Genomic DNA, 18665 nt, shown 5'->3' on the forward strand with positions numbered 1-18665 from the left:
GGGCGAACGGGAAATGGCTCGACAGCGCCTTCCTTTTCCTGATTCCTTTCTTCCCGCCATGTCCCTGCGCGCGCTCTACGACGTCCCGGCCCCGGCCAAGCTCAACCTGTTCCTGCACGTGGTGGGGCGCCGCCCCGACGGCTACCACCTGCTGCAGTCGGTGTTCGTGCTCATCGACTGGTGCGACACGCTGCATTTCGAGCTGCGCCACGACGGCCGGCTGCAGCGCCACGACCTGGGCCCGGCGCTGCCCGAGGACGACCTGTCGCTGCGCGCGGCGCGGCTGCTGCAGCGCCACAGCGGCACGGCGCTGGGCGCGGACATCTCCGTGCTCAAGCGCGTGCCCTGGGGCGCGGGCCTGGGCGGCGGCAGCTCCGACGCCGCCAGCGTGCTGCTGGCGCTGAATCGGCTCTGGGGCCTGAACTGGAGCCGCGCGCGGCTGCTGGATCTGGCGCCGCAGCTGGGTGCGGACGTGCCCTTCTTCGTCGGCGGGCGCAACGCGTTCGTCGAGGGCATCGGCGAGCGGCTCACGCCGCTGGCCGTGCCGGCGCGGCGCTACGCCGTGGTCAAGCCGCCGGTGGCGCTGCCCACGAAAGAAATTTTTTCGCATCCCCTCTTGGCGGGCACCCGAACGGATGCTATAGTCGCGGTCTTTCCTGCTGACACAGCAATGCCAGAAATGCTGCAGCCGGGCTTTGGTCGAAATGACCTCCAGGCCGCTGCGGAAGATCGGGCACCCGAAGTGGCGCAAGCTGCCCAGTGGTTGCGGGACCGGTACGGCAACAGCCGCATGACAGGTTCCGGAAGCGCAGTGTTTGCAAGAACTGAAAAATCTGATATAGTTGATGCTTCACCTGTGGCGACACAGACGGAAGATGATGAAAGTGCACTGACATCACTTCCAACTGGATGGGTGGGCAAACTATGTCGCAGCCTGGAGAGCCACCCCTTGGAGGGCTGGACGGGTTGAACAAGGTTTCAGGTGCCGGTGAGAGCCGGAACCGGTGTAGGGGAGTCGCCAAGTTGGTCAAGGCATCGGATTTTGATTCCGACATGCGAGGGTTCGAGTCCTTCCTCCCCTGCCAAATTCTTCAGCAGTAGCAGTCCTCAAAGAGCTCGCGGCGCCGCATTGACGGCGCCGCTTCGCTTCCAACTCCCCGTTTCGACGGAGCGCGCATCGTGTTGTTCAATACCGTGCTGTTCACCGGCAACGCCAATCCGTTGCTGGCCCAGGAAATCGCCACCCACCTGGGCGTCGAAGTCGGCAAGGCTTCCGTCGGCCGCTTCTCCGACGGTGAAGTCACCGTCGAGATCCAGCAGAACGTGCGTGCGCGCGACGTGTTCGTGGTGCAGTCCACCTGCGCCCCGACCAACGAGAACCTGATGGAACTGCTGATCATGGTCGATGCGCTCAAGCGCGCCAGCGCGCGCCGCATCACCGCCGTGATCCCCTACTTCGGCTACGCGCGCCAGGACCGCCGTCCGCGCTCCACCCGCGTGCCCATCAGCGCCAAGGTCGTGGCCAACCTGCTGGAAACCGTGGGCGTCGAGCGCGTGCTGACCATGGACCTGCACGCCGACCAGATCCAGGGCTTCTTCGACATCCCGGTGGACAACATCTACGCCTCGCCGGTGCTGCTGTCGGACCTCAAGGGCCGCAGCTACTCCGACCTGGTCGTGGTGTCTCCCGACGTGGGCGGCGTGGTGCGCGCCCGCGCGCTGGCCAAGCAGCTGGGCTGCGACCTGGCCATCATCGACAAGCGCCGCCCGGCGGCCAACGTCTCGGAAGTGATGCACGTCATCGGCGAGATTGAAGGCCGCAACTGCGTGATCATGGACGACATGATCGACACCGCCGGCACGCTGGTGAAGGCCGCTGAGGTGCTCAAGGACCGCGGCGCCAAGAACGTGTACGCCTACTGCACGCACTCGGTGTTCTCCGGCCCGGCCATCGAGCGCATCCGCAACTCGGCGCTCGACGAGGTCGTGATCACCAACACCATCCCGCTGAGCGAGGCCGCGCGCAGCTGCAGCAAGATCCGCCAGCTGTCGGTGGCCTTCCTGTTCGCCGAGACCATCCGCCGCATCTCCGACGGCGAGTCGGTGACCTCTCTGTTCGCCGAGCAGAACAACAATTTCTGAGGAGTGGGCACCAGTCGGTGCCCTTTCCTTTTTCCGCGCAGGTCTCAACCGCCTGCAGACACCTTGGGCAGCCTGGTCGCGGGCGCCCGATTCACTTGGAGTGAAGCATGAAATTCGTCGCTTTCGAGCGCAAGTTGCAGGGGACCGGAGCGAGCCGCCGCCTGCGCAATGCCGGCAAGGTGCCGGGCATCGTCTACGGCGCCGGCGAGCCGGCCCTGATCGAGCTGGACCACAACGCACTGTGGCACGCGCTGAAGAAGGAAGCCTTCCACAGCTCGCTGCTGGACATGGAGCTCGGCAGCGCCAACTCCAAGGTCATCCTGCGCGACTACCAGCTGCACCCCTGGAAGCAGCTGATCCTGCACATCGACTTCCAGCGCGTGGACGAGACCACCCGCCTGCACAAGAAGGTGCCGCTGCACTTCGTGAACGAAGAGAACTCGGTGGCCGTCAAGACCGACAAGTGCACCGTGGCCCACGTCACGACCGAGATCGAGGTCGAGTGCCTGGCCGCCCAGCTGCCCGAGTTCCTGACCGTGGACCTGGGCGAGCTGACCAATGGCCAGTCGCTGCACGCCTCCGACCTGAAGCTGCCGGCCAACGTCAAGCTGGTCAACCGCGGCCGCAACCCCGTGATCGCCGTGGCCAACCCGCCCAAGGCCGAGGAAGAGATCGTGGCCCCGGTGGCCGCCGCCGCCCCGGCCAAGGGCAAGAAGGGCAAGAAGTAATTCATGCCCGGGAGCGCTCGCCGCTTCCCTGCCTGATCGAGAAAAGCCCCGCGCCGCGGGGCTTTTTCATTGGGCCCGGCGCCGTGCCGTTGCGGCCTCATCCAGCACTGGCGGCGTGGCCTGCCGTGCCGGCCGCCAGCGGCCCCCACTCACCCCGCGATAATCCCGACCATGATTCGACTGCTGGTGGGCCTCGGCAATCCGGGCCCGGACTACGACGACACGCGCCACAACGCCGGCTTCTGGTGGGTGGACGCCGTGGCGCGCGAGCTGCGCACGACGCTGGTGCCCGATCGCAGCTACTGGGGGCTGGTGGCGCGCGTCAACCGCGCCGAGGGGCCGCTGTGGCTGCTGGAGCCCCAGACCTACATGAACCTCTCGGGCAAGTCGGTGGCGGCGCTGGCGCGCTTCTTCAAGATCGCGCCCGAGGAGATCCTCGTCGCGCACGACGAGCTCGATCTGCTGCCCGGACAGATGAAGCTCAAGCGCGGCGGCAGCCACGCCGGCCACAACGGCCTCAAGGACATGCAGGCCCAGCTCGGCAGCGCCGACTTCTGGCGGCTGCGCCTGGGCATCGGCCACCCCGGCGTCAAGGCCGAGGTCGTCAACTACGTGCTGAAGAAGCCCTCGCCTACCGACCGCGAGGCCATCCACGCCTGCATCGACAAGTCGCTCACGGCGCTGGACCTGCTGCTGGCCGCCGACATGGAGCGCGCCACCATGAAGCTCAACGCCCGCCCGCCGCGGCCCAAGCCGCCGCGCCCGCCTGCGGCGGCGCCGGCGCCGGCTCCTGCTCAGCAGCCGCCGGAAAAGCCGGAGTCCTGAAAACAACAAGGGCCGGCGGATGCCGGCCCTTCGCATGTCTGGGGCCAGTGACCGGCCATCAGCCCGCCGCCTGCACCGCCGCGGCCTGCAGCCGCCGGAACTTGGCCCAGAGGCTGTCCTGGTCCTCGACGCGCTGCGGGTTGATCGGGATGCAGCTCACCGGGCAGACCTGCACGCATTGCGGCTCGTCGAAGTGGCCCACGCACTCGGTGCAGCGCTCCGGGTCGATCTCGTAGAACTCGGGGCCCAGCGAGATCGCCTGGTTCGGGCACTCGGGCTCGCACACGTCGCAGTTGATGCACTCGTCGGTGATCATGAGCGCCATCAACGCTCTCCTTTACTTCTCGGGACTGGGTTTCGGGAGCCGCGGCGCTCCGGGCTCAGGCCCGGGACACGCGCTCCTGCAGGCGGCGGAGCACGAAGGGTGCCACGAACTTGGAGACATCACCGCCCAGGGTGGCAATCTCGCGCACGAAGGTGCCGCTGACAAACTGGTACTGGTCGCTGGGCGTGAGGAACAGCGTCTCCACGTCGGGCATGAGCTGGCGGTTCATGCCCGCCATCTGGAACTCGTACTCGAAGTCGGAGACCGCGCGCAGCCCGCGCACCACCACCTTGCCGCCGTGCTCGACCACGAAGTCGCGCAGCAGGCCGCGAAAGGCGATCACTTCCACGTTCGGATAGGCCCGTGCCGCCTCGCGCGCCATGTCCAGCCGCTCCTCGACGCTGAACATGGTGCGCTTGTGGTGCCCGGCGGCCACGGCCAGGATCAGCCGCTCGAACAGCCGGCTGGCGCGGCGCATGAGGTCGTCATGCCCAAGCGTCAGCGGGTCGAAGGTGCCGGGATAGACGGCGGTAAGCCGCTGGGCGCTGGTCATGGCTGGACCTCCGCAGGTGGGGAGACGGTGCTGCCGGGCGCGTCCTCGCGCTGCAGCAGGTGGAAGAACACGGCGCCGGCACGCCCCTGGCGGTGCAGCCGCAGGCCCGCGGGGGCCTGCGCCAGCGCCGTGGGCGCCTCCAGGTAGATGAACCCGTCCGTCGCCAGCAGCGGGCGTGCCGCCGCCAGCGAGGCGTCGAAGAGGTGGGCGTCAAAGGGCGGATCGATCAGCACCAGCTCGAAGCTGCCGGGCGCGGCCGAGCGCATCCAGGCAATCGCCTCGGCCTGCCGCACCTCGACCTGCGCCGCCTTGAGCCGCTGCTGCGAGGCACGCAGGCTGGCCACCAGCTGCGCGTCGCGCTCCAGCAGCACGGCCTTCGCCGCGCCGCGCGACGCCGCCTCGAAGCCCAGCGCGCCGCTGCCGGCGTAGGCGTCGAGCACGCGCCAGCCGGTGAGGTCCTGGCCGAGCCAGTTGAAGAGGGTCTCGCGCACCCGGTCCGGCGTGGGCCGCAGCCCGGGGCGGTCGGCCACCGGCAACTTGCTGCGCTTCCAGGCACCGCCGATGAGGCGCACCTCGCGCGGCGCGTGGGCCGTGGATCGGGAAGGAGAAGGCGTCTTGGCGGGCGCGCCGCCCCGCGGGCTGCGCGCCTCGCGCGGCGGCACGGGCTTGCTCACGGCCGCACCGGGATGCCGTCGCGCGCCAGCAGCGCCTTGGCCTGCGCCACCGTGAACTCGCCGTAGTGGAAGATGCTCGCCGCCAGCACCGCGTCGGCGCCGCCGACGCGGATGCCCTCGGACAGATGCTCCAGCGCACCCACGCCGCCGGAGGCGATCACGGGCACCGGCACCGCGTCGCTCACCGCGCGCGTGAGCTCCAGGTCGAAGCCGATCTTGGTGCCGTCGCGGTCCATGCTGGTCAGCAGGATCTCGCCGGCGCCGTACTCGGCCATCTGCCGGGCCCAGGCCACGGCATCGAGCCCGACGTTCTTGCGCCCGCCGTGCGTGTAGACGTCCCAGCCGGGGCCGCGCGCATCCAGGTCCTCGCCCTTGCGCCGCTTGGCGTCGATGGCCACCACGATGCACTGCGCGCCGTACTTGTCGGAGGCGTCGCGGATCACCTGCGGGTTGGCCACCGCGGCGGAGTTGAAGCTGACCTTGTCGGCGCCCGCGTTGAGCAGCCGGCGCACGTCCTCGACGCTGCGCACGCCGCCGCCCACGGTCAGCGGGATGAACACCTGCGAGGCCACGGCCTCGATGATGTGCAGGATCACGTCGCGCCCGTCGCTGGTGGCGGTGATGTCGAGGAAGGTGAGCTCGTCGGCGCCCTGCTCGTTGTAGCGCGCAGCGATCTCGACTGGGTCGCCCGCGTCGCGCAGCTCGACGAAGTTGACGCCCTTGACGACGCGCCCGCCCGTCACGTCCAGGCAGGGAATGATGCGCTTGGCCAGCATGTGATCCTTCAACGCCCTGGGGTTCAGCGCACGACGCTTTCGAGCAGCTCGTCGGCGCGCGCCTGCGCGGCCGCGAAGTCGAGCGCGCCGGTGTAGATCGAGCGGCCGCAGATCACGCCCTCGACGCCCTCGGCGTACACCGCGCAGAGCTTCTCGATGTCGGTGATGTCGGACAGGCCGCCCGACGCGATCACGGGAATGGACAGCGCCTGCGCCAGCTTCACGGTGGCGTCGATGTTGATGCCGGTGAGCATGCCGTCGCGGCCGATGTCGGTGTAGATCACGCCCTCGACGCCGTAGTCCTCGAACTTGCGCGCCAGGTCCACCACCTCGTGGCCGGTGAGCTTGCTCCAGCCGTCGGTGGCGACCTTGCCGTCCTTGGCGTCGAGGCCGACGATGATGTGGCCGCCGAAGGCGGTGCACGCGTCGCGCAGGAAGCCCGGGTTCTTGACCGCGGCGGTGCCGATGATGACGTAGCTCAGGCCGTCGTCGAGGTAGCGCTCGATGGTGTCGAGGTCGCGGATGCCGCCGCCCAGCTGCACCGGGATCTCGTCGCCCACCTCGGCGAGGATCGCCTTGATGGCCGGCTCATTGACGGGCTTGCCGGCAAAGGCGCCGTTGAGGTCCACCAGGTGCAGCCGGCGTGCGCCGGCATCCACCCAGCGCCGCGCCATGGCGGCCGGGTCCTCGCCGAAAGTGGTGGACGCGTTCATGTCGCCTTGTTGCAGACGCACGCATTTGCCGTCCTTGAGGTCGATGGCCGGTATGAGAAGCATGGCTCGGCGGAGCAATCAGTGGGTTGGTGGAATGAAGCGGCCGAATGTCCGTAAGAAGTATTCGGCGCTTCGGGATTTCAGGTTCGCGGCTGGCGAAGGCTCAGGGCTTCCAGTGCAGGAAGTTGCGGTACAGCGCGAGACCGTGGTCGGCGCTTTTTTCCGGGTGGAACTGGGAGGCAAAAATGTTATCCCTCGCCACCACGCAAGTGAAGCCAGTGCCGTAGTCGCTTTCTCCGGCACTGTGCGCGGCGCTTTCGGGCACGGCGTAATAGCTGTGCACGAAATAGAAGAACGCGTCGTCGGGCACGCCCTGCCACAGCGCATGCGGCTGGGTCTGGCGCACGCGGTTCCAGCCCATGTGCGGCACCTTGAAGCGGCTGCCGTCGGGCTGCAGCCGGCCTTCGAGCTGGAAGCGGCGCACGCGGCCCGGGATCAGCCCCAGCCCCGGCGTGTCCTGCTCCTCGCTGTGGTCGAGCAGCATCTGCATGCCCACGCACACGCCCATGAGCGGCTTGCTGGCGGCCGCTTCGAGCACGGCCTCGCGCAGGCCCGACTCGGCCAACTCGCGCATGCAGTCGCGCATGGCGCCCTGCCCCGGCAGCACCACGCGCTCGGCGGCGCGCACGTCCTCGGGGCGCGAGGTGATGACGACTTCCAGGCCCGAGCCCTGGGCCACGTGCAGCACGGCCTGCGACACCGAGCGCAGGTTGCCCATGCCGTAATCGACCACCGCGACGGTGCGTCCACTCATCTCACAAACACCCTTTGGTGGAAGGAATCACGTCGGCGGCACGCTCGTCCACGGTCCATGCCATGCGCAGCGCGCGCCCGAAAGCCTTGAAGATGGTCTCGCACTGGTGGTGCGCATTGACGCCCTTGAGGTTGTCGACGTGCAGGCTCACCAGTGCATAGTTCACGAAACCCTGGAAGAACTCGAACACCAGCTGCGTGTCCAGCGCGCCGATCATCGCCCGGGTGAACTCGACATCCATGTGCAGCCCGGGGCGGCCTGAAAAATCCACCACCACGCGCGACAGTGCCTCGTCCAGCGGCACGTAGCTGTGGCCGTAGCGCGTCAGGCCCTTCTTGTCGCCCACGGCCTTGGCCACGGCCTGGCCCAGCGTGATGCCCACGTCTTCCACGGTGTGGTGGCCGTCGATGTGCAGGTCGCCCGTGCACTCGACTTCCAGATCGACCAGCCCGTGGCGCGCGATCTGGTCGAGCATGTGGTCGAAGAAGCCGATGCCGGTGGCCAGCTTCGCCTGTCCGCTGCCGTCGAGGTTGATCCGCACGCGGATCTGCGTTTCCTTGGTATCGCGCCGGACTTCGGCGATACGGGGTTCACGGGACGACATCACAGGCTCGCTTTCAGGGCGTCGATCATCAATCGGTTCTCGTCGGGCGTGCCCACCGTCAGCCGCAGGCAGTTGCCCAGCAGCGGGTGCAGCGCCGACACGTTCTTCACCAGCACGCCGCGGGATTTCATGCCTTCGAAAGCCTGCTTCGCGTCGGGCACGCGCACCAGGATCATGTTGGCTTCGCTGGGATAGGGATGCGCCCCGGGCAAATCCCGGAGCTGCTGCAACAGCTGTGAGCGCTGCTCGCGCAGCACCGCCGCCTGGCGCGCGAACTCGTCGGCATGCTCCAGCGCGAACAGCGTGGCCTCGGCATTGAGCGCGCTGATGTTGTAGGGCGGGCGCACCTTGTCGATCTCGTGCACCAGCGCCGCGGCGCCGGCCATGTAGCCCAGCCGCACGCCGGCCAGGCCGAACTTCGACAGCGTGCGCATCACCAGCACGTGCTCGTGCTGGGCCATGCGCTGCAGCCAGCTGCGCGACGAGAACGGTTGATAAGCCTCGTCGAACACGACCAGGCCGCTGCCCTGCGCGCCCACGGCCTCGACGATGCGCTGCACGGCGGCGTCGTCGAAGAGGTTGGCGGTCGGGTTGTTCGGATAGGCGATGTAGGTGATGGCCGGCCGGTGCTCCTCGATCGCAGCCAGCATCGCCGCCTCGTCCAGCTCGAACTCGGCCGTCAGCGGCACGCCCACGAACTGCAGGCCCTGCAGCTTCGCGGACATCTCGTACATCACGAAGCCCGGCAGCGGCGCCAGGATCTTCGCGCCGGGCCGGTCGCAGGCCAGCGCCAGCAGCGAGATCAGTTCATCGGACCCGTTGCCCAGCATCAGCGCGCAGCCTTCGGGCAGCTCGACGTACTTCGACAGCGCCGCGATCACGTCGCCCACGCACGAGGTCGGATAGCGGTTGATCGCCACCCGGCCCAGCCGCTCGCCCAGCGCCGCCTGCAGCTCGGCAGGCAGGCTGAACGGGTTCTCCATCGCGTCGAGCTTCACGAGCCCGCGGCTGTCCTGGATGGCGTAGGCGTGCATGGACTGCACGTCCTGGCGGATCACGCGCTGCATGCGCGCCTGCAACGAGGGGCTGCTGTTGCTGTTGCTGCTGCTGTTCATTGCGCGTCCTTCCTGAGCCGGAACTCGGCCGCCTGCGCATGCGCCTGCAAGCCCTCGCCGTAAGCCAGCTCGGCGGCGATGCGGCCGAGCTGCTGCGCGCCCTGCTCGCTGACCTCGATCAGGCTGCTGCGCTTCTGGAAGTCGTAGGTGCCCAGCGGCGAGGAAAAGCGCGCCGTGCCCGAAGTGGGCAGCACGTGGTTGGGGCCCGCGCAGTAGTCGCCCAGGCTCTCGCTCGTGTAGGCGCCCAGGAAGATCGCGCCGGCATGGCACAGCAGCGGCTCCCAGCGGTGCGGCTCGCTGGAGCTGACCTCCAGGTGCTCCGGCGCAATGCGGTTGCTGATCTCGCAGGCCTCTTCCATCGAGCGCGTGAGGATCAGCGCGCCGCGCCCTTCCAGCGAGGCGCGGATCACGTCGGCGCGCGGCATGCCCGGCAGCAGCCGCTCGATGGCCGCGCGCACCTGCGCGATGTAGCCCGCATCCGGGCTCAGCAGGATGCTCTGCGCCAGCTCGTCGTGCTCGGCCTGGCTGAACAGGTCCATCGCCACCCAGTCCGCCGGCGTGCTGCCGTCGGCCAGCACCAGGATTTCGCTCGGCCCCGCGATCATGTCGATGCCCACCTGACCGAAGACGCGGCGCTTGGCGCTGGCGACGTAGGCATTGCCCGGGCCGGTGATCTTGTCCACGCGCGGGATGGTCGCGGTGCCGTAAGCCAGCGCCGCCACGGCCTGCGCGCCGCCCACGGTGAAGGCCCGGTGCACGCCGGCGACATAGGCCGCGGCCAGCACCAGCGCGTTCTTCTCCCCGCGCGGCGTCGGCACCACCATGACGATCTCGGGCACGCCCGCGACGTGCGCGGGAATGGCATTCATCAGCACGCTCGACGGGTACGCCGCCTTGCCGCCGGGCACGTAGATGCCCACGCGGTCCAGCGGCGTGACCTTCTGGCCCAGCAGCGTGCCGTCCTCGTCGCGGTAGCTCCAGCTCTTGCCGCTGGCCTCCAGCTGGCGCTCGTGATACGAGCGCACGCGCTGCGCGGCGAACTCCAGCGCTTCCCGCTGGGCCGGCGTGATGGCGTCGAACGCGGCCTTCAGTTCCTCGCGCCCAAGCTCCAGCGCCGACACGCTGTCGGCCTGCACGCCGTCGAAGCGGGCCGTGAACTCCAGCACCGCGGCGTCGCCGCGACTGCGCACGGCCTCGACGATCTCCGCCACCCGGTGCTCGATCGCGGCATCGGTTTCGGCCGACCAGTGCAGCACGCGCTGGAAGGCCGTTTCGAAATCCGCGTCGGCGGTGCTGAGGTGGCGCAGCTGCAGGCTCATGGGAACGGCGGGGTGGGCGAAGGAAGGATCAGGCGGGAATGGCGCCGGCAAAGGCGTCGATGAGCGGCCGCAGCGCGGCGCGCTTGAGCTTCAAGGCTGCCTGGTTCACGACCAGGCGCGAGGAGATCGGCATGATGTGCTCGACCTCCACGAGGTTGTTGGCGCGCAGCGTGGAGCCGGTGGACACCAGGTCCACGATGGCGTCGGCCAGCCCGGTCAGCGGCGCCAGCTCCATCGAGCCGTAGAGCTTGATCAGGTCCACGTGCACGCCCTTGTCGGCGAAGTGCTGGCGCGCGATGTGGGTGTACTTGGTGGCCACGCGGATGCGTGAGCCCTGCTGCACGGCGGCGGCGTAGTCGAAGTCCGCGCGCACCGCCACGCTCATGCGGCAGCAGGCGATGCGCAGGTCCAGCGGCTGGTACAGGCCCGCGGCGCCGTCGCCGCCGGCATGCTCCAGCAGCACGTCCAGACCGGCCACGCCCAGGTCCGCGCCGCCGTACTGCACGTAGGTCGGCACGTCGGTGGCGCGCACCAGCACCACGCGCACCTCGGGGCGGTTCGTGGGCAGGATCAGCTTGCGCGACTTCTCCGGGTCCTCGCCGACCTCGATGCCCGCGGCGCGCAGCAGCGGCAGGGTCTCTTCGAAGATGCGGCCCTTGGACAGCGCCAGGGTGATGGTCTCGTTCATGGCTAACTTAACTACTCTGGCTCGCGGGCTCAGGCCTTGACGCGCTCGATGTCGGCGCCGACGCCGCGCAGCTTCTCTTCCATGCGGTCGTAGCCGCGGTCGAGGTGGTAGATGCGGTCCACGCGCGTGAGCCCCTGTGCCACCAGCCCGGCAATGACGAGGCTGGCCGAGGCGCGCAGGTCGGTGGCCATGACGGTGGCGCCGGAGAGCTGCGCCACGCCCTGCACCAGCGCGGTGTGGCCCTCGACCTCGATGTTGGCGCCCAGCCGCAGCAGCTCGTTCACGTGCATGAAGCGGTTCTCGAAGATGGTTTCCGTCACCTTCGCGGCACCCTCGGCAATGCAGTCCAGCGCCATCAGTTGCGCCTGCATGTCGGTCGGGAACGCCGGGTACTCGCTGGTGCGGAAGCTCACCGCCTTGAGCCGGCCGTCGGCGCGCACGCGGATCGTGTCCGCGCCGCAGTCGATGCGCACGCCGGCCTCGCGCAGCTTGTCGAGCACGGCGTCGAGGTGGTCCGGCCGCGTGTTCTTCAGCAGCACGTCGCCGCCGGTGGCGGCCACGGCGCAGATGAAGGTGCCGGTCTCGATGCGGTCGGGAACGATGCGGTGCGGCTCGCGCGGCGCGTGCAGCCGTTCCACGCCCTGGATGCGGATGCGGCTGGTGCCATGGCCCTCGATGCGCGCGCCCATGGCGATCAGCATCTCGGCGAGATCGACGACCTCGGGCTCCTGCGCCGCGTTCTCCAGCACCGTCTCGCCGACGGCCAGCGTGGCGGCCATGAGCAGGTTCTCGGTGCCGGTGACGGTGACCATGTCGGTGGTGATGCGCGCGCCGCGCAACCTGCCGTCGGTGGTGGCGACGATGTTGCCGTGCTCCACCGTGATCTGCGCGCCCATGGCCTGCAGTCCCTTGATGTGCTGATCCACCGGGCGTGAGCCGATGGCGCAGCCGCCGGGCAGCGACACCGTCGCCCGGCCGAAGCGCGCCAGCAGCGGCCCCAGCACCAGGATCGAGGCGCGCATGGTCTTGACCAGCTCGTAGGGCGCCACCGGCTCGATCGCGCGGCCGGCATCGATCAGCACCTCGTCGCCGCCGGCCGCGCCGCGCTCGGCGCGCCAGTCGGCCGCCACACCCATGTTGCGCAGTAGCGCCAGCGTGGTGCCCACGTCGCGCAGGCGCGGCACGTTGGCCAGCCGCACGGGGTCAGGGGTGAGCAGCGCCGCGCACAGCTCGGGCAGCGCCGCGTTCTTGGCGCCGGAGATGACGATCTCGCCCTGCAGGGAGCGGCCGCCGCGGATCAGGAGTTGGTCCATTGGGAAGGGCTGGCAGGCGGCTCGGCAGCGGCGGCACAACGGGCCTCGCGCTCGCCGCGCGCGCCCACCGCGGCGACGAGGCCGCGAAAGGCGTCAGTGGTGGTGGTCGGCGGAAGGCTGCTGCTGCGCGGCCCACTCGGCGGGCGTGAGGGTCTTCATCGACAGCGCGTGGATCTGCTCGCGCATGCGGTCGCCCAGCGCGGCATACACGCGCTGGTGGCGCGCCACGCGCAGCTTGCCGTCGAACTCGGGCGAGACGATGGTGGCGAAGAAATGCCGCCCGTCGCCTTCAACCGCCAGGTGCGTGCACTCAAGGCCGGCGGCGATGTAGCTGCGAACGTCGTCAGGGGTGGGATCGGCCATGGTGGCGCGATTCTACCGGTGCGCGCCGTCCATCCCCGGCTCGCTGGGCCATCCAGCAGGCTTCGACCCGTAACCAAGTCCTTGCGCGGCGGCCAGCGAATGGCGCGAAAAACGCCTCAATGCCGCAGCTTGTACCCGCTGCGCAGCAGCTGCAGCGCCACCGCGGCGACGACGGCGAAGCTGGCGCCGACCACGACCAGGCTGATCCACGGCGAGGTGTCGCCCACGCCGAAGAAGCCGTGGCGGAAGCCGTCGATCATGTAGAAGAAGGGGTTCAGGTGGCTCACGCCCTGCCAGAAGCCGGGCAGCGAATGCACCGAGTAGAAGACGCCGGAGAGGAACGTCATCGGCATGATGATGAAGTTCTGGAACGCGGCCATCTGGTCGAATTTTTCGGCCCACAGCCCGGCGATCAGGCCCAGCGCCCCCAGCATCCCCGCGCCCAGCACCGCGAACACCACGATCCACCCCGGCGCCTCCAGCCGCATGGGCGCGAACCAGTAGGTCACCGCGAACACCCCCAGCCCCACCAGCAGCCCGCGCACCATGGCCGCGCCCACGTAGGCGGCGAACCAGGCCCAGTGCGACAGGGGCGTGACCAGCAGGAACACCAGGTTGCCGGTGATCTTGCTCTGGATCAGCGAGCTGGAGCTGTTGGCGAAGGCGTTCTGCAGCACGCTCATCATCACCAGCCCCGGGATCAGGAAGCTCGTATAGGCCACGCCCGGATAGACCTGCACGTGCTCCTCCAGCACGTGGCCGAAGATCAATAAGTACAGCACGGCGGTCAGCACGGGGGCCGCGACGGTCTGGAAGCTGACCTTGTAGAAGCGCAGCACCTCCTTGCGGAACAGGGTGCCGGCGCCTTCAAAGATGGCGCTCATGCCGTGGCTCCCTGGGCAGCGCGGCTGGAAGCCGCTTCCTCGGCACCCTGCATGATCTCGATGAACACGTCCTCCAGGTCGGCGCGGCCGATCTCCAGCTCCTCCACGCGCACGCCGCTCTGGCGCAGCGCGGCCAGCAGCGTCTCGACCTCGGCGGCGTCGTGCGCCTTGAGCTGCACGATGCGGCCGGTGATGCGGGCCTGCGGCATCAGCCCGGCCGGCAGCGCGTCGTCGGTCTTGAAGCGCAGCATGGTGCTGGCGGTGCCGGCCAGCAGGTTGGAGGTGCGGTCCAGCGCCACGATGCGCCCGCGCTTGAGCATGGCGATGCGGTGGCACAGCGCCTCGGCCTCTTCGAGGTAGTGCGTGGTCAGCAGCACGGTGTGGCCCTGGCGGTTGAGCTTGGCGACGAACTGCCACAGCGTCTGGCGCAGCTCCACGTCCACGCCGGCGGTGGGCTCGTCGAGCACGATCACCGGCGGGCGATGCACCAGCGCCTGCGCCACCAGCACGCGGCGCTTCATGCCGCCGGAGAGCTGGCGCATGTTGGCGCCGGCCTTGTCGGCCAGGCCCAGCTCGGAGAGCAGCTCGTCGATCCAGGCCTCGTTGTTCTTCACGCCGAAATAGCCGCTCTGGATGCGCAGCGTCTCGCGCACGCTGAAGAAGGGGTCGAACACCAGCTCCTGCGGCACGATGCCCAGCTGCTTGCGCGCCTGGGCGTAGTCGTTGACGACGTCATGCCCCAGCACCGCGACGCGCCCGCCGCTGGCGCGGTTCAGGCCCGCGAGGATGCTGATCAGCGTGGTCTTGCCCGCGCCGTTGGGGCCGAGCAGCCCGAAGAACTCGCCGCGGCCGATGTCAAAGCTGACGTCGTCGAGGGCGCGGAAGTCCCCGCGCGCGGTCTGATAGGTCTTGCTGACCTGCTGGAAGCTGACGGCTGGCATAGGGGCGGGATTGTAGGGAGGGGGTGGAAGACAGCCGGTGCATGAGGCCGGACCGTCCGCGACGGCCACAATCGCAGGCAGACCGACGATCACCGGAGCCGCCCATGGGATTGCCGCAGAAGAGCCTGGCTTACATCACGCCCGACGAGTACCTGGCGCTGGAAACGCAGGCCAGCACCAAGCACGAGTACCTGGACGGCGCCATCTACGCTTGGCAAGGCCACGGCCCGCAGGCCATGGCTGGAGGCACCATCCGCCACAACGCCGTGTCCATGGACATCTCGGTCAGCCTGCTCAACCAGTTGCGCGGCCGGCCCTGCCAGGTGCTGATGGCCGACGTGCGGCTGAACCTGGCCGACCGCAGCGCGTACTTCTATCCGGACGTGCTGGTCACCTGCAGCCCGAACGACCTGGCCCGCGACGACGGCGTGTCCGAACCCTGCGTGGTGGTGGAAGTACTGTCTCCCGGCACCGAAACCTTCGACCGAGGCGAGAAGTTCGAGGCCTACCGCAAGATTCCCAGCCTGCAGGCTTACGTGCTGGTCTCGCCCGACCGGCGCAGCATCGAGCTTTTCACCCGCGCCAACGGCTGGCAGGCTCAGCCAGTGGCTGAAGGCGAGGCAGTCGCCCTGGGTGTCATGGGGCTGCAATTGCTGCCCGGGGAAGTTTTCCAGCGGGCGTGATGCCCGGCAGTCCTCCCTCAACCCCCCGCCCCCTCCAGCACCTTCCTCCGCTCCGCCTTCGGCAGCTTCGCCAGCCGCCGCACCTCGGCGTGGAAGCGGGCCCAGTCGCGGCCCTCGCGCTCGAACAGCCGGATGAAGTCGGGCACCAGGTCGCCGTAGGCGCCCTGCACTGCCAGCGCGGCGTTGTTGGCGCGGCCGACCCAGCCGTCGTAGGCGCCGTCGCCGCCCCACTCGCGTGCTTTCAGCGCCTCGTAGTCGCGGCGGAACTCGGCCATCAGCGCCGCCTTCTGCGCACGCTTGTCCTCGGCCGGGGCGTCGCCGCGGTAGAGCGCGTCCAGCTTCGCGCGCAGCCCGCGCGTCAGCGCCCGGAACTGGACCCGCCGCGCCTCGATGCGCTCGTGCTCGGCGCGCAGCGCCGCGTCACCGCGGTGCTGCAGCCAGCGCTCCAGCCCCAGGCGCTCCACCGCCGTGGCATAGGACTCGTTGAAGGCGGTGTCGTCGTCCGCGTACGCCTCCTGGTGCGCCAGCTCGTGGAACAGCAGCCGCGCCAGCTCGGTCTCCGGGCCCAGGGCAAAGGTGTTGAGCAGCGGGTCGCCGCCGAGCCAGTTGCTCCAGCCCAGCGTCGAGTAGGCGGGCACGCCGTAGACCAGCACTTCCCAGCCTTCACCCTTGAGCTCGTCGCCCAGCGCGCGCGCGTCGTCGCGGCTGAAATAGCCGCGGTAGCCCACGCAGCCCAGCACCGGGAAGCACCAGGTCTTCAGCTGCAGCGACAGCTCCGGCGCCGCCACCACGTTCCACACCGCGGCGTCGCGCTGCAGGTCGGCATAGCGGCGGTAGCTGGCGTTGTCGGGCAGCTTCAGCTCGGCCACGGCGAACTCGCGCATCGCCTGGCTCAGCTGCAGCCGCGCACGCAGCTCCGGCGGCGTGGTGGCGTCCCGGACCCAGTCCTGGACCGGCCGCGCGCTGGCCAGCAGGCTGAAATGGCCGTGCAGCGACTGCGCGTAGTAGCCGACCGTGCCGCAGCCGCCCAGCCAGGGCAGCAGCGCGGCCAGCGCCAGGGCGCGCAGGGTGCGTGGCACGCCGCGGCTCACGCCGGCGCCACCTCCACCAGGCAGTCGTAGAACGACGGCCCGCCGCCCAGGTCCGTGAGCCGCTGGTGCGTGAGCTCGTTGACGTTGCGCCCGTCCAGCCCCAGCTTGCGCCACCAGATCCCGAGCCCGTTGACCACGCCCGGCCGCGCCCGCGTGCTCACGCGCGCGCGCAGCTTCACCTCGCCGCGGTCGTTGAAGACGCGCACCACGGCACCGTCCACCACCCCGCGCGCCATCGCGTCCTGCGGGGCGATCTCCAGCAGCGGCTCGCCCCCGATGTCGCGCAGGCTCTTCACGTTCACGAAGGTCGAGTTCAGGAAGTTGCGCGCCGGCGGCGAGATCATCGCCAGCGGGTAGCGCGCGGCGAGTTCCGGCGTCATCTGCGGGCTCTCGTGGTTGGGCACGAAGTCCGGCACGCCCAGCCCCGGCGCATCGACCACCACCTTGCCGTCCGGCGTCGGGAAGCCGCCCTCGGCAAAGGGCGCATCCGCCACCGGCAGCCGCGCCCAGCCGCGCGCGCGCAGCTGCTCGAAGTCAATGCCCTTGAGCGCCACGCGCGCCAGCGCCTCGTCGTCGTCGCCGAAGCACGGGTCCGTGAAACCCATGCGTGCCGCCAGCCGCCGGAAGATCTCGGTGTTGGGCAGCGCCTCGCCCATGGGCTGAACAGCCGGCTCGTTGATGAGCACGTCGGTGTGGCCGTAGGAGCAGTGCAGGTCCAGGTGCTCCAGCTGCGTCGTGGCCGGCAGCACGATGTCGGCGTGGTCCGCGGTGTCGGTCATGAACTGCTCCAGCACCACGGTGAACAGGTCCTCGCGCTGGAAACCGGCCGCCACCTGCGCCGACTGCGGCGCCACCGCCACCGGGTTGCTGTTGTAGACGACGACCGCCTCCACCTTCGGCCCGAAATCCGGCGCGGCCTCGCGCAGCAGGTCCTGCCCGATGGTGCTCATGTTGATGACGCGCGGGCTGCGCCCGGCCAGCAGCTCCGGACGCTGCAGCGCCGCGTCGTTGCGCGCCTGCGCGGCCCAGCCCGAGGCCGAGAGCAGCAGCCCGCCGGCGCGGTGCCGCCAGGCGCCGGTGAGGCACGGCAGCAGCGCGATCAGCCGCACCGCATTGCCGCCGCCGCGCACGCGCTGCATGCCGTAGTTCAGGCGGATCGCGGCCGGCTGCACCGTCGCGTAGTCCTGCGCCAGCTCGCGGATCAGCGCCGCGTCCACGCCGCAGACCTCGGCCGCGCGCTCCGGCGTCCACTCCAGCGCCCTGGCCTTGAGCTTGTCGAAGCCGCTGACGTGGCGCTGGATGTAGTCGTGGTCGAGCGCGTCGCCACGGATCAGCTCGCCCATCAGCGCCAGCGCCAGCGCGCCGTCGGTGCCGGGGCGCAGCGCGAGGTGGCGGTGGCATTTATCCGCACTGTCGGTGCGGCGCGGGTCGATGCACCAGAGCTTGGCGCCGGCGCGCTTGGCCTGCTGCGCCAGGTTCCAGAAGTGCACGCTCGACGTGATCGGGTTGCTGCCCCAGATCAGGATCAGCTTGCTTTCGGCGAAGAACTGCACCTGCATGCCCACCTTGCCGCCGTAGGTGGCGGCCAGCGCAGCGCCGCCGGCGGAAGCGCAGATGGTGCGGTCCAGCCGCGAGGCACCCAGGCGGTTGAAGAAGCGGCCGGCCATGGCCTCGCCCTGCAGCAGCCCCATGGTGCCGGCGTAGCTGTACGGCAGGATCGCCTCGGGGTCGCGCGCCGCGATGGCCTTCAGCTTCGCCGCGACGGTGTCCAGCGCCTCGTCCCAGGAGATGCGCTGGAAGCGGCCGCTGCCCTTGGGGCCGACGCGCTTCATCGGGTGCAGCAGCCGCTCCGGGTGGTAGGTGCGCTCGGTGTAGCGGCTGACCTTGGCGCACAGCGCGCCCAGGGTGCGCTCGTGCTCGGGGTCGGCCTGCACGCGGATGGCAATGCCGTCCTGCACGCTCACGCGCAGCGCGCAGGTGTCGGGGCAGTCATGCGGACAGGCGCCGTGGACGTGGCGCACAGGAGAAGCCGCAGTGCCGGCAGGGGTCGAAAGCGGAGAAATCGGAGCCTGGGAATCCATCGCCGCACTATTGCACAGCCCCCCAGGGGCTAC

Annotated in this window: 21 protein-coding genes and 1 tRNA gene; 6 read left to right on the plus strand and 16 right to left on the minus strand. The window is 69.6% G+C overall.

Translation table 11 applies throughout. From position 1 onward, the window contains the following. Positions 1-64: 64 nt before the first annotated feature. The 5 genes from ispE (at position 65) to pth (ending at position 3695) form a co-directional block, all read left to right on the plus strand. Entirely contained in the window at positions 65-970 is a 906-nt protein-coding gene (gene ispE / locus FJ694_RS08455) for a 4-(cytidine 5'-diphospho)-2-C-methyl-D-erythritol kinase (RefSeq protein WP_198320770.1), read from the plus strand. Positions 971-1008: 38 nt separating this feature from the next. Continuing rightward, positions 1009-1085: transfer RNA gene (locus FJ694_RS08460), tRNA-Gln, on the plus strand. A 94-nt stretch (positions 1086-1179) separates the two neighbouring features. Beyond that, the gene (locus FJ694_RS08465; RefSeq protein WP_157266058.1) at positions 1180-2142 is read left to right on the plus strand and encodes a ribose-phosphate pyrophosphokinase; all 963 of its coding nucleotides are present in this window, start codon (positions 1180-1182) and stop codon (positions 2140-2142) included. 107 nt (positions 2143-2249) lie between these two features. Next, positions 2250-2870 (plus strand): 50S ribosomal protein L25/general stress protein Ctc, encoded by a 621-nt coding sequence (locus FJ694_RS08470; protein ID WP_157266060.1) that lies wholly within the window; start codon positions 2250-2252, stop codon positions 2868-2870. 171 nt (positions 2871-3041) lie between these two features. Continuing rightward, positions 3042-3695 carry an aminoacyl-tRNA hydrolase gene (gene pth, locus FJ694_RS08475; RefSeq protein ID WP_157266062.1) on the plus strand — a complete coding sequence of 218 codons (654 nt, stop codon included), beginning with the start codon at positions 3042-3044 and terminating at the stop codon, positions 3693-3695. 58 nt (positions 3696-3753) lie between these two features. On the opposite strand, the gene FJ694_RS08480 is transcribed toward pth, so the two are convergent. The 14 genes from FJ694_RS08480 to FJ694_RS08545 all read right to left on the minus strand — a co-directional run bounded on the left by FJ694_RS08480 (position 3754) and on the right by FJ694_RS08545 (position 14777). After that, positions 3754-4020: a YfhL family 4Fe-4S dicluster ferredoxin gene (locus tag FJ694_RS08480; RefSeq protein WP_157266064.1), complete on the minus strand. Its 267-nt coding sequence runs from the start codon at positions 4018-4020 to the stop codon at positions 3754-3756. A gap of 55 nt (positions 4021-4075) precedes the next feature. Then, positions 4076-4573: a pantetheine-phosphate adenylyltransferase gene (coaD, locus tag FJ694_RS08485; protein ID WP_157266066.1), complete on the minus strand. Its 498-nt coding sequence runs from the start codon at positions 4571-4573 to the stop codon at positions 4076-4078. Further along, positions 4570-5247: a 16S rRNA (guanine(966)-N(2))-methyltransferase RsmD gene (rsmD, locus tag FJ694_RS08490; RefSeq protein ID WP_375140204.1), complete on the minus strand. Its 678-nt coding sequence runs from the start codon at positions 5245-5247 to the stop codon at positions 4570-4572. The genes coaD and rsmD overlap by 4 nt, the downstream gene beginning before the upstream one ends. Then, positions 5244-6023 carry an imidazole glycerol phosphate synthase subunit HisF gene (gene hisF, locus FJ694_RS08495; RefSeq protein WP_157266068.1) on the minus strand — a complete coding sequence of 260 codons (780 nt, stop codon included), beginning with the start codon at positions 6021-6023 and terminating at the stop codon, positions 5244-5246. Before hisF ends, rsmD begins: the two co-directional genes overlap by 4 nt. A gap of 23 nt (positions 6024-6046) precedes the next feature. After that, complete coding sequence (gene hisA, locus FJ694_RS08500) at positions 6047-6799, minus strand: 1-(5-phosphoribosyl)-5-[(5-phosphoribosylamino)methylideneamino]imidazole-4-carboxamide isomerase (protein ID WP_157266070.1); 753 nt, start codon at positions 6797-6799, stop codon at positions 6047-6049. A 100-nt stretch (positions 6800-6899) separates the two neighbouring features. Continuing rightward, on the minus strand, positions 6900-7550 hold the full coding sequence (gene hisH / locus FJ694_RS08505; protein ID WP_157266072.1) for an imidazole glycerol phosphate synthase subunit HisH: 651 nt from the start codon (positions 7548-7550) through the stop codon (positions 6900-6902). 1 nt (position 7551) lies between these two features. Next, complete coding sequence (gene hisB / locus FJ694_RS08510) at positions 7552-8154, minus strand: imidazoleglycerol-phosphate dehydratase HisB (protein ID WP_157266074.1); 603 nt, start codon at positions 8152-8154, stop codon at positions 7552-7554. After that, positions 8154-9269 (minus strand): histidinol-phosphate transaminase, encoded by a 1116-nt coding sequence (hisC, locus tag FJ694_RS08515; protein ID WP_157266076.1) that lies wholly within the window; start codon positions 9267-9269, stop codon positions 8154-8156. The genes hisB and hisC overlap by 1 nt, the downstream gene beginning before the upstream one ends. Then, positions 9266-10588, minus strand: coding sequence for a histidinol dehydrogenase (gene hisD, locus FJ694_RS08520; protein ID WP_157266078.1), 1323 nt, complete (start codon positions 10586-10588; stop codon positions 9266-9268). The genes hisC and hisD overlap by 4 nt, the downstream gene beginning before the upstream one ends. Before the next feature lie 28 nt (positions 10589-10616). After that, positions 10617-11276 carry an ATP phosphoribosyltransferase gene (hisG, locus tag FJ694_RS08525; RefSeq protein WP_157266080.1) on the minus strand — a complete coding sequence of 220 codons (660 nt, stop codon included), beginning with the start codon at positions 11274-11276 and terminating at the stop codon, positions 10617-10619. A gap of 29 nt (positions 11277-11305) precedes the next feature. Next, positions 11306-12589: a UDP-N-acetylglucosamine 1-carboxyvinyltransferase gene (gene murA, locus FJ694_RS08530; RefSeq protein ID WP_157266082.1), complete on the minus strand. Its 1284-nt coding sequence runs from the start codon at positions 12587-12589 to the stop codon at positions 11306-11308. A 93-nt stretch (positions 12590-12682) separates the two neighbouring features. Further along, a complete protein-coding gene (locus FJ694_RS08535) occupies positions 12683-12952 on the minus strand; it encodes a BolA family protein (RefSeq protein WP_157266084.1) in 270 nt (89 codons plus the stop codon). Positions 12953-13068: 116 nt separating this feature from the next. Further along, entirely contained in the window at positions 13069-13836 is a 768-nt protein-coding gene (locus FJ694_RS08540) for an ABC transporter permease (protein WP_157266086.1), read from the minus strand. Then, positions 13833-14777 carry an ABC transporter ATP-binding protein gene (locus tag FJ694_RS08545; RefSeq protein ID WP_157266088.1) on the minus strand — a complete coding sequence of 315 codons (945 nt, stop codon included), beginning with the start codon at positions 14775-14777 and terminating at the stop codon, positions 13833-13835. The genes FJ694_RS08540 and FJ694_RS08545 overlap by 4 nt, the downstream gene beginning before the upstream one ends. Positions 14778-14881: 104 nt before the next feature. Here FJ694_RS08545 and FJ694_RS08550 point away from each other — a divergent pair, with 104 nt between their 5' ends. Next, positions 14882-15460 carry a Uma2 family endonuclease gene (locus tag FJ694_RS08550; protein ID WP_157266090.1) on the plus strand — a complete coding sequence of 193 codons (579 nt, stop codon included), beginning with the start codon at positions 14882-14884 and terminating at the stop codon, positions 15458-15460. Between the two features lie 17 nt (positions 15461-15477). On the opposite strand, the gene FJ694_RS08555 is transcribed toward FJ694_RS08550, so the two are convergent. Next, complete coding sequence (locus tag FJ694_RS08555) at positions 15478-16539, minus strand: aminopeptidase (protein ID WP_157266092.1); 1062 nt, start codon at positions 16537-16539, stop codon at positions 15478-15480. Positions 16540-16547: 8 nt separating this feature from the next. Beyond that, the gene (locus FJ694_RS08560) at positions 16548-18632 is read right to left on the minus strand and encodes a molybdopterin-containing oxidoreductase family protein (RefSeq protein ID WP_157266094.1); all 2085 of its coding nucleotides are present in this window, start codon (positions 18630-18632) and stop codon (positions 16548-16550) included. Positions 18633-18665: the final 33 nt, after the last annotated feature.

Origin of the sequence: Azohydromonas aeria (genome assembly GCF_009760915.1) — a bacterium.
Taxonomy (GTDB): domain Bacteria; phylum Pseudomonadota; class Gammaproteobacteria; order Burkholderiales; family Burkholderiaceae_C; genus Azohydromonas; species Azohydromonas aeria.

Excerpts from the sequence above, each read along its gene's own strand:
- FJ694_RS08470 (WP_157266060.1), top strand. The coding sequence starts at position 2,250 with ATGAAATTCGTCGCTTTCGAGCGCAAGTTGCAGGGGACCGGAGCGAGC.
- pth (WP_157266062.1), top strand. The coding sequence starts at position 3,042 with ATGATTCGACTGCTGGTGGGCCTCGGCAATCCGGGCCCGGACTACGAC.
- FJ694_RS08480 (WP_157266064.1), bottom strand. The coding sequence starts at position 4,020 with ATGGCGCTCATGATCACCGACGAGTGCATCAACTGCGACGTGTGCGAG.
- coaD (WP_157266066.1), bottom strand. The coding sequence starts at position 4,573 with ATGACCAGCGCCCAGCGGCTTACCGCCGTCTATCCCGGCACCTTCGAC.
- hisF (WP_157266068.1), bottom strand. The coding sequence starts at position 6,023 with ATGCTGGCCAAGCGCATCATTCCCTGCCTGGACGTGACGGGCGGGCGC.
- hisA (WP_157266070.1), bottom strand. The coding sequence starts at position 6,799 with ATGCTTCTCATACCGGCCATCGACCTCAAGGACGGCAAATGCGTGCGT.
- hisH (WP_157266072.1), bottom strand. The coding sequence starts at position 7,550 with ATGAGTGGACGCACCGTCGCGGTGGTCGATTACGGCATGGGCAACCTG.
- hisB (WP_157266074.1), bottom strand. The coding sequence starts at position 8,154 with ATGTCGTCCCGTGAACCCCGTATCGCCGAAGTCCGGCGCGATACCAAG.
- hisC (WP_157266076.1), bottom strand. The coding sequence starts at position 9,269 with ATGAACAGCAGCAGCAACAGCAACAGCAGCCCCTCGTTGCAGGCGCGC.
- hisD (WP_157266078.1), bottom strand. The coding sequence starts at position 10,588 with ATGAGCCTGCAGCTGCGCCACCTCAGCACCGCCGACGCGGATTTCGAA.
- hisG (WP_157266080.1), bottom strand. The coding sequence starts at position 11,276 with ATGAACGAGACCATCACCCTGGCGCTGTCCAAGGGCCGCATCTTCGAA.
- murA (WP_157266082.1), bottom strand. The coding sequence starts at position 12,589 with ATGGACCAACTCCTGATCCGCGGCGGCCGCTCCCTGCAGGGCGAGATC.
- FJ694_RS08535 (WP_157266084.1), bottom strand. The coding sequence starts at position 12,952 with ATGGCCGATCCCACCCCTGACGACGTTCGCAGCTACATCGCCGCCGGC.
- FJ694_RS08540 (WP_157266086.1), bottom strand. The coding sequence starts at position 13,836 with ATGAGCGCCATCTTTGAAGGCGCCGGCACCCTGTTCCGCAAGGAGGTG.
- FJ694_RS08545 (WP_157266088.1), bottom strand. The coding sequence starts at position 14,777 with ATGCCAGCCGTCAGCTTCCAGCAGGTCAGCAAGACCTATCAGACCGCG.
- FJ694_RS08550 (WP_157266090.1), top strand. The coding sequence starts at position 14,882 with ATGGGATTGCCGCAGAAGAGCCTGGCTTACATCACGCCCGACGAGTAC.
- FJ694_RS08560 (WP_157266094.1), bottom strand. The coding sequence starts at position 18,632 with ATGGATTCCCAGGCTCCGATTTCTCCGCTTTCGACCCCTGCCGGCACT.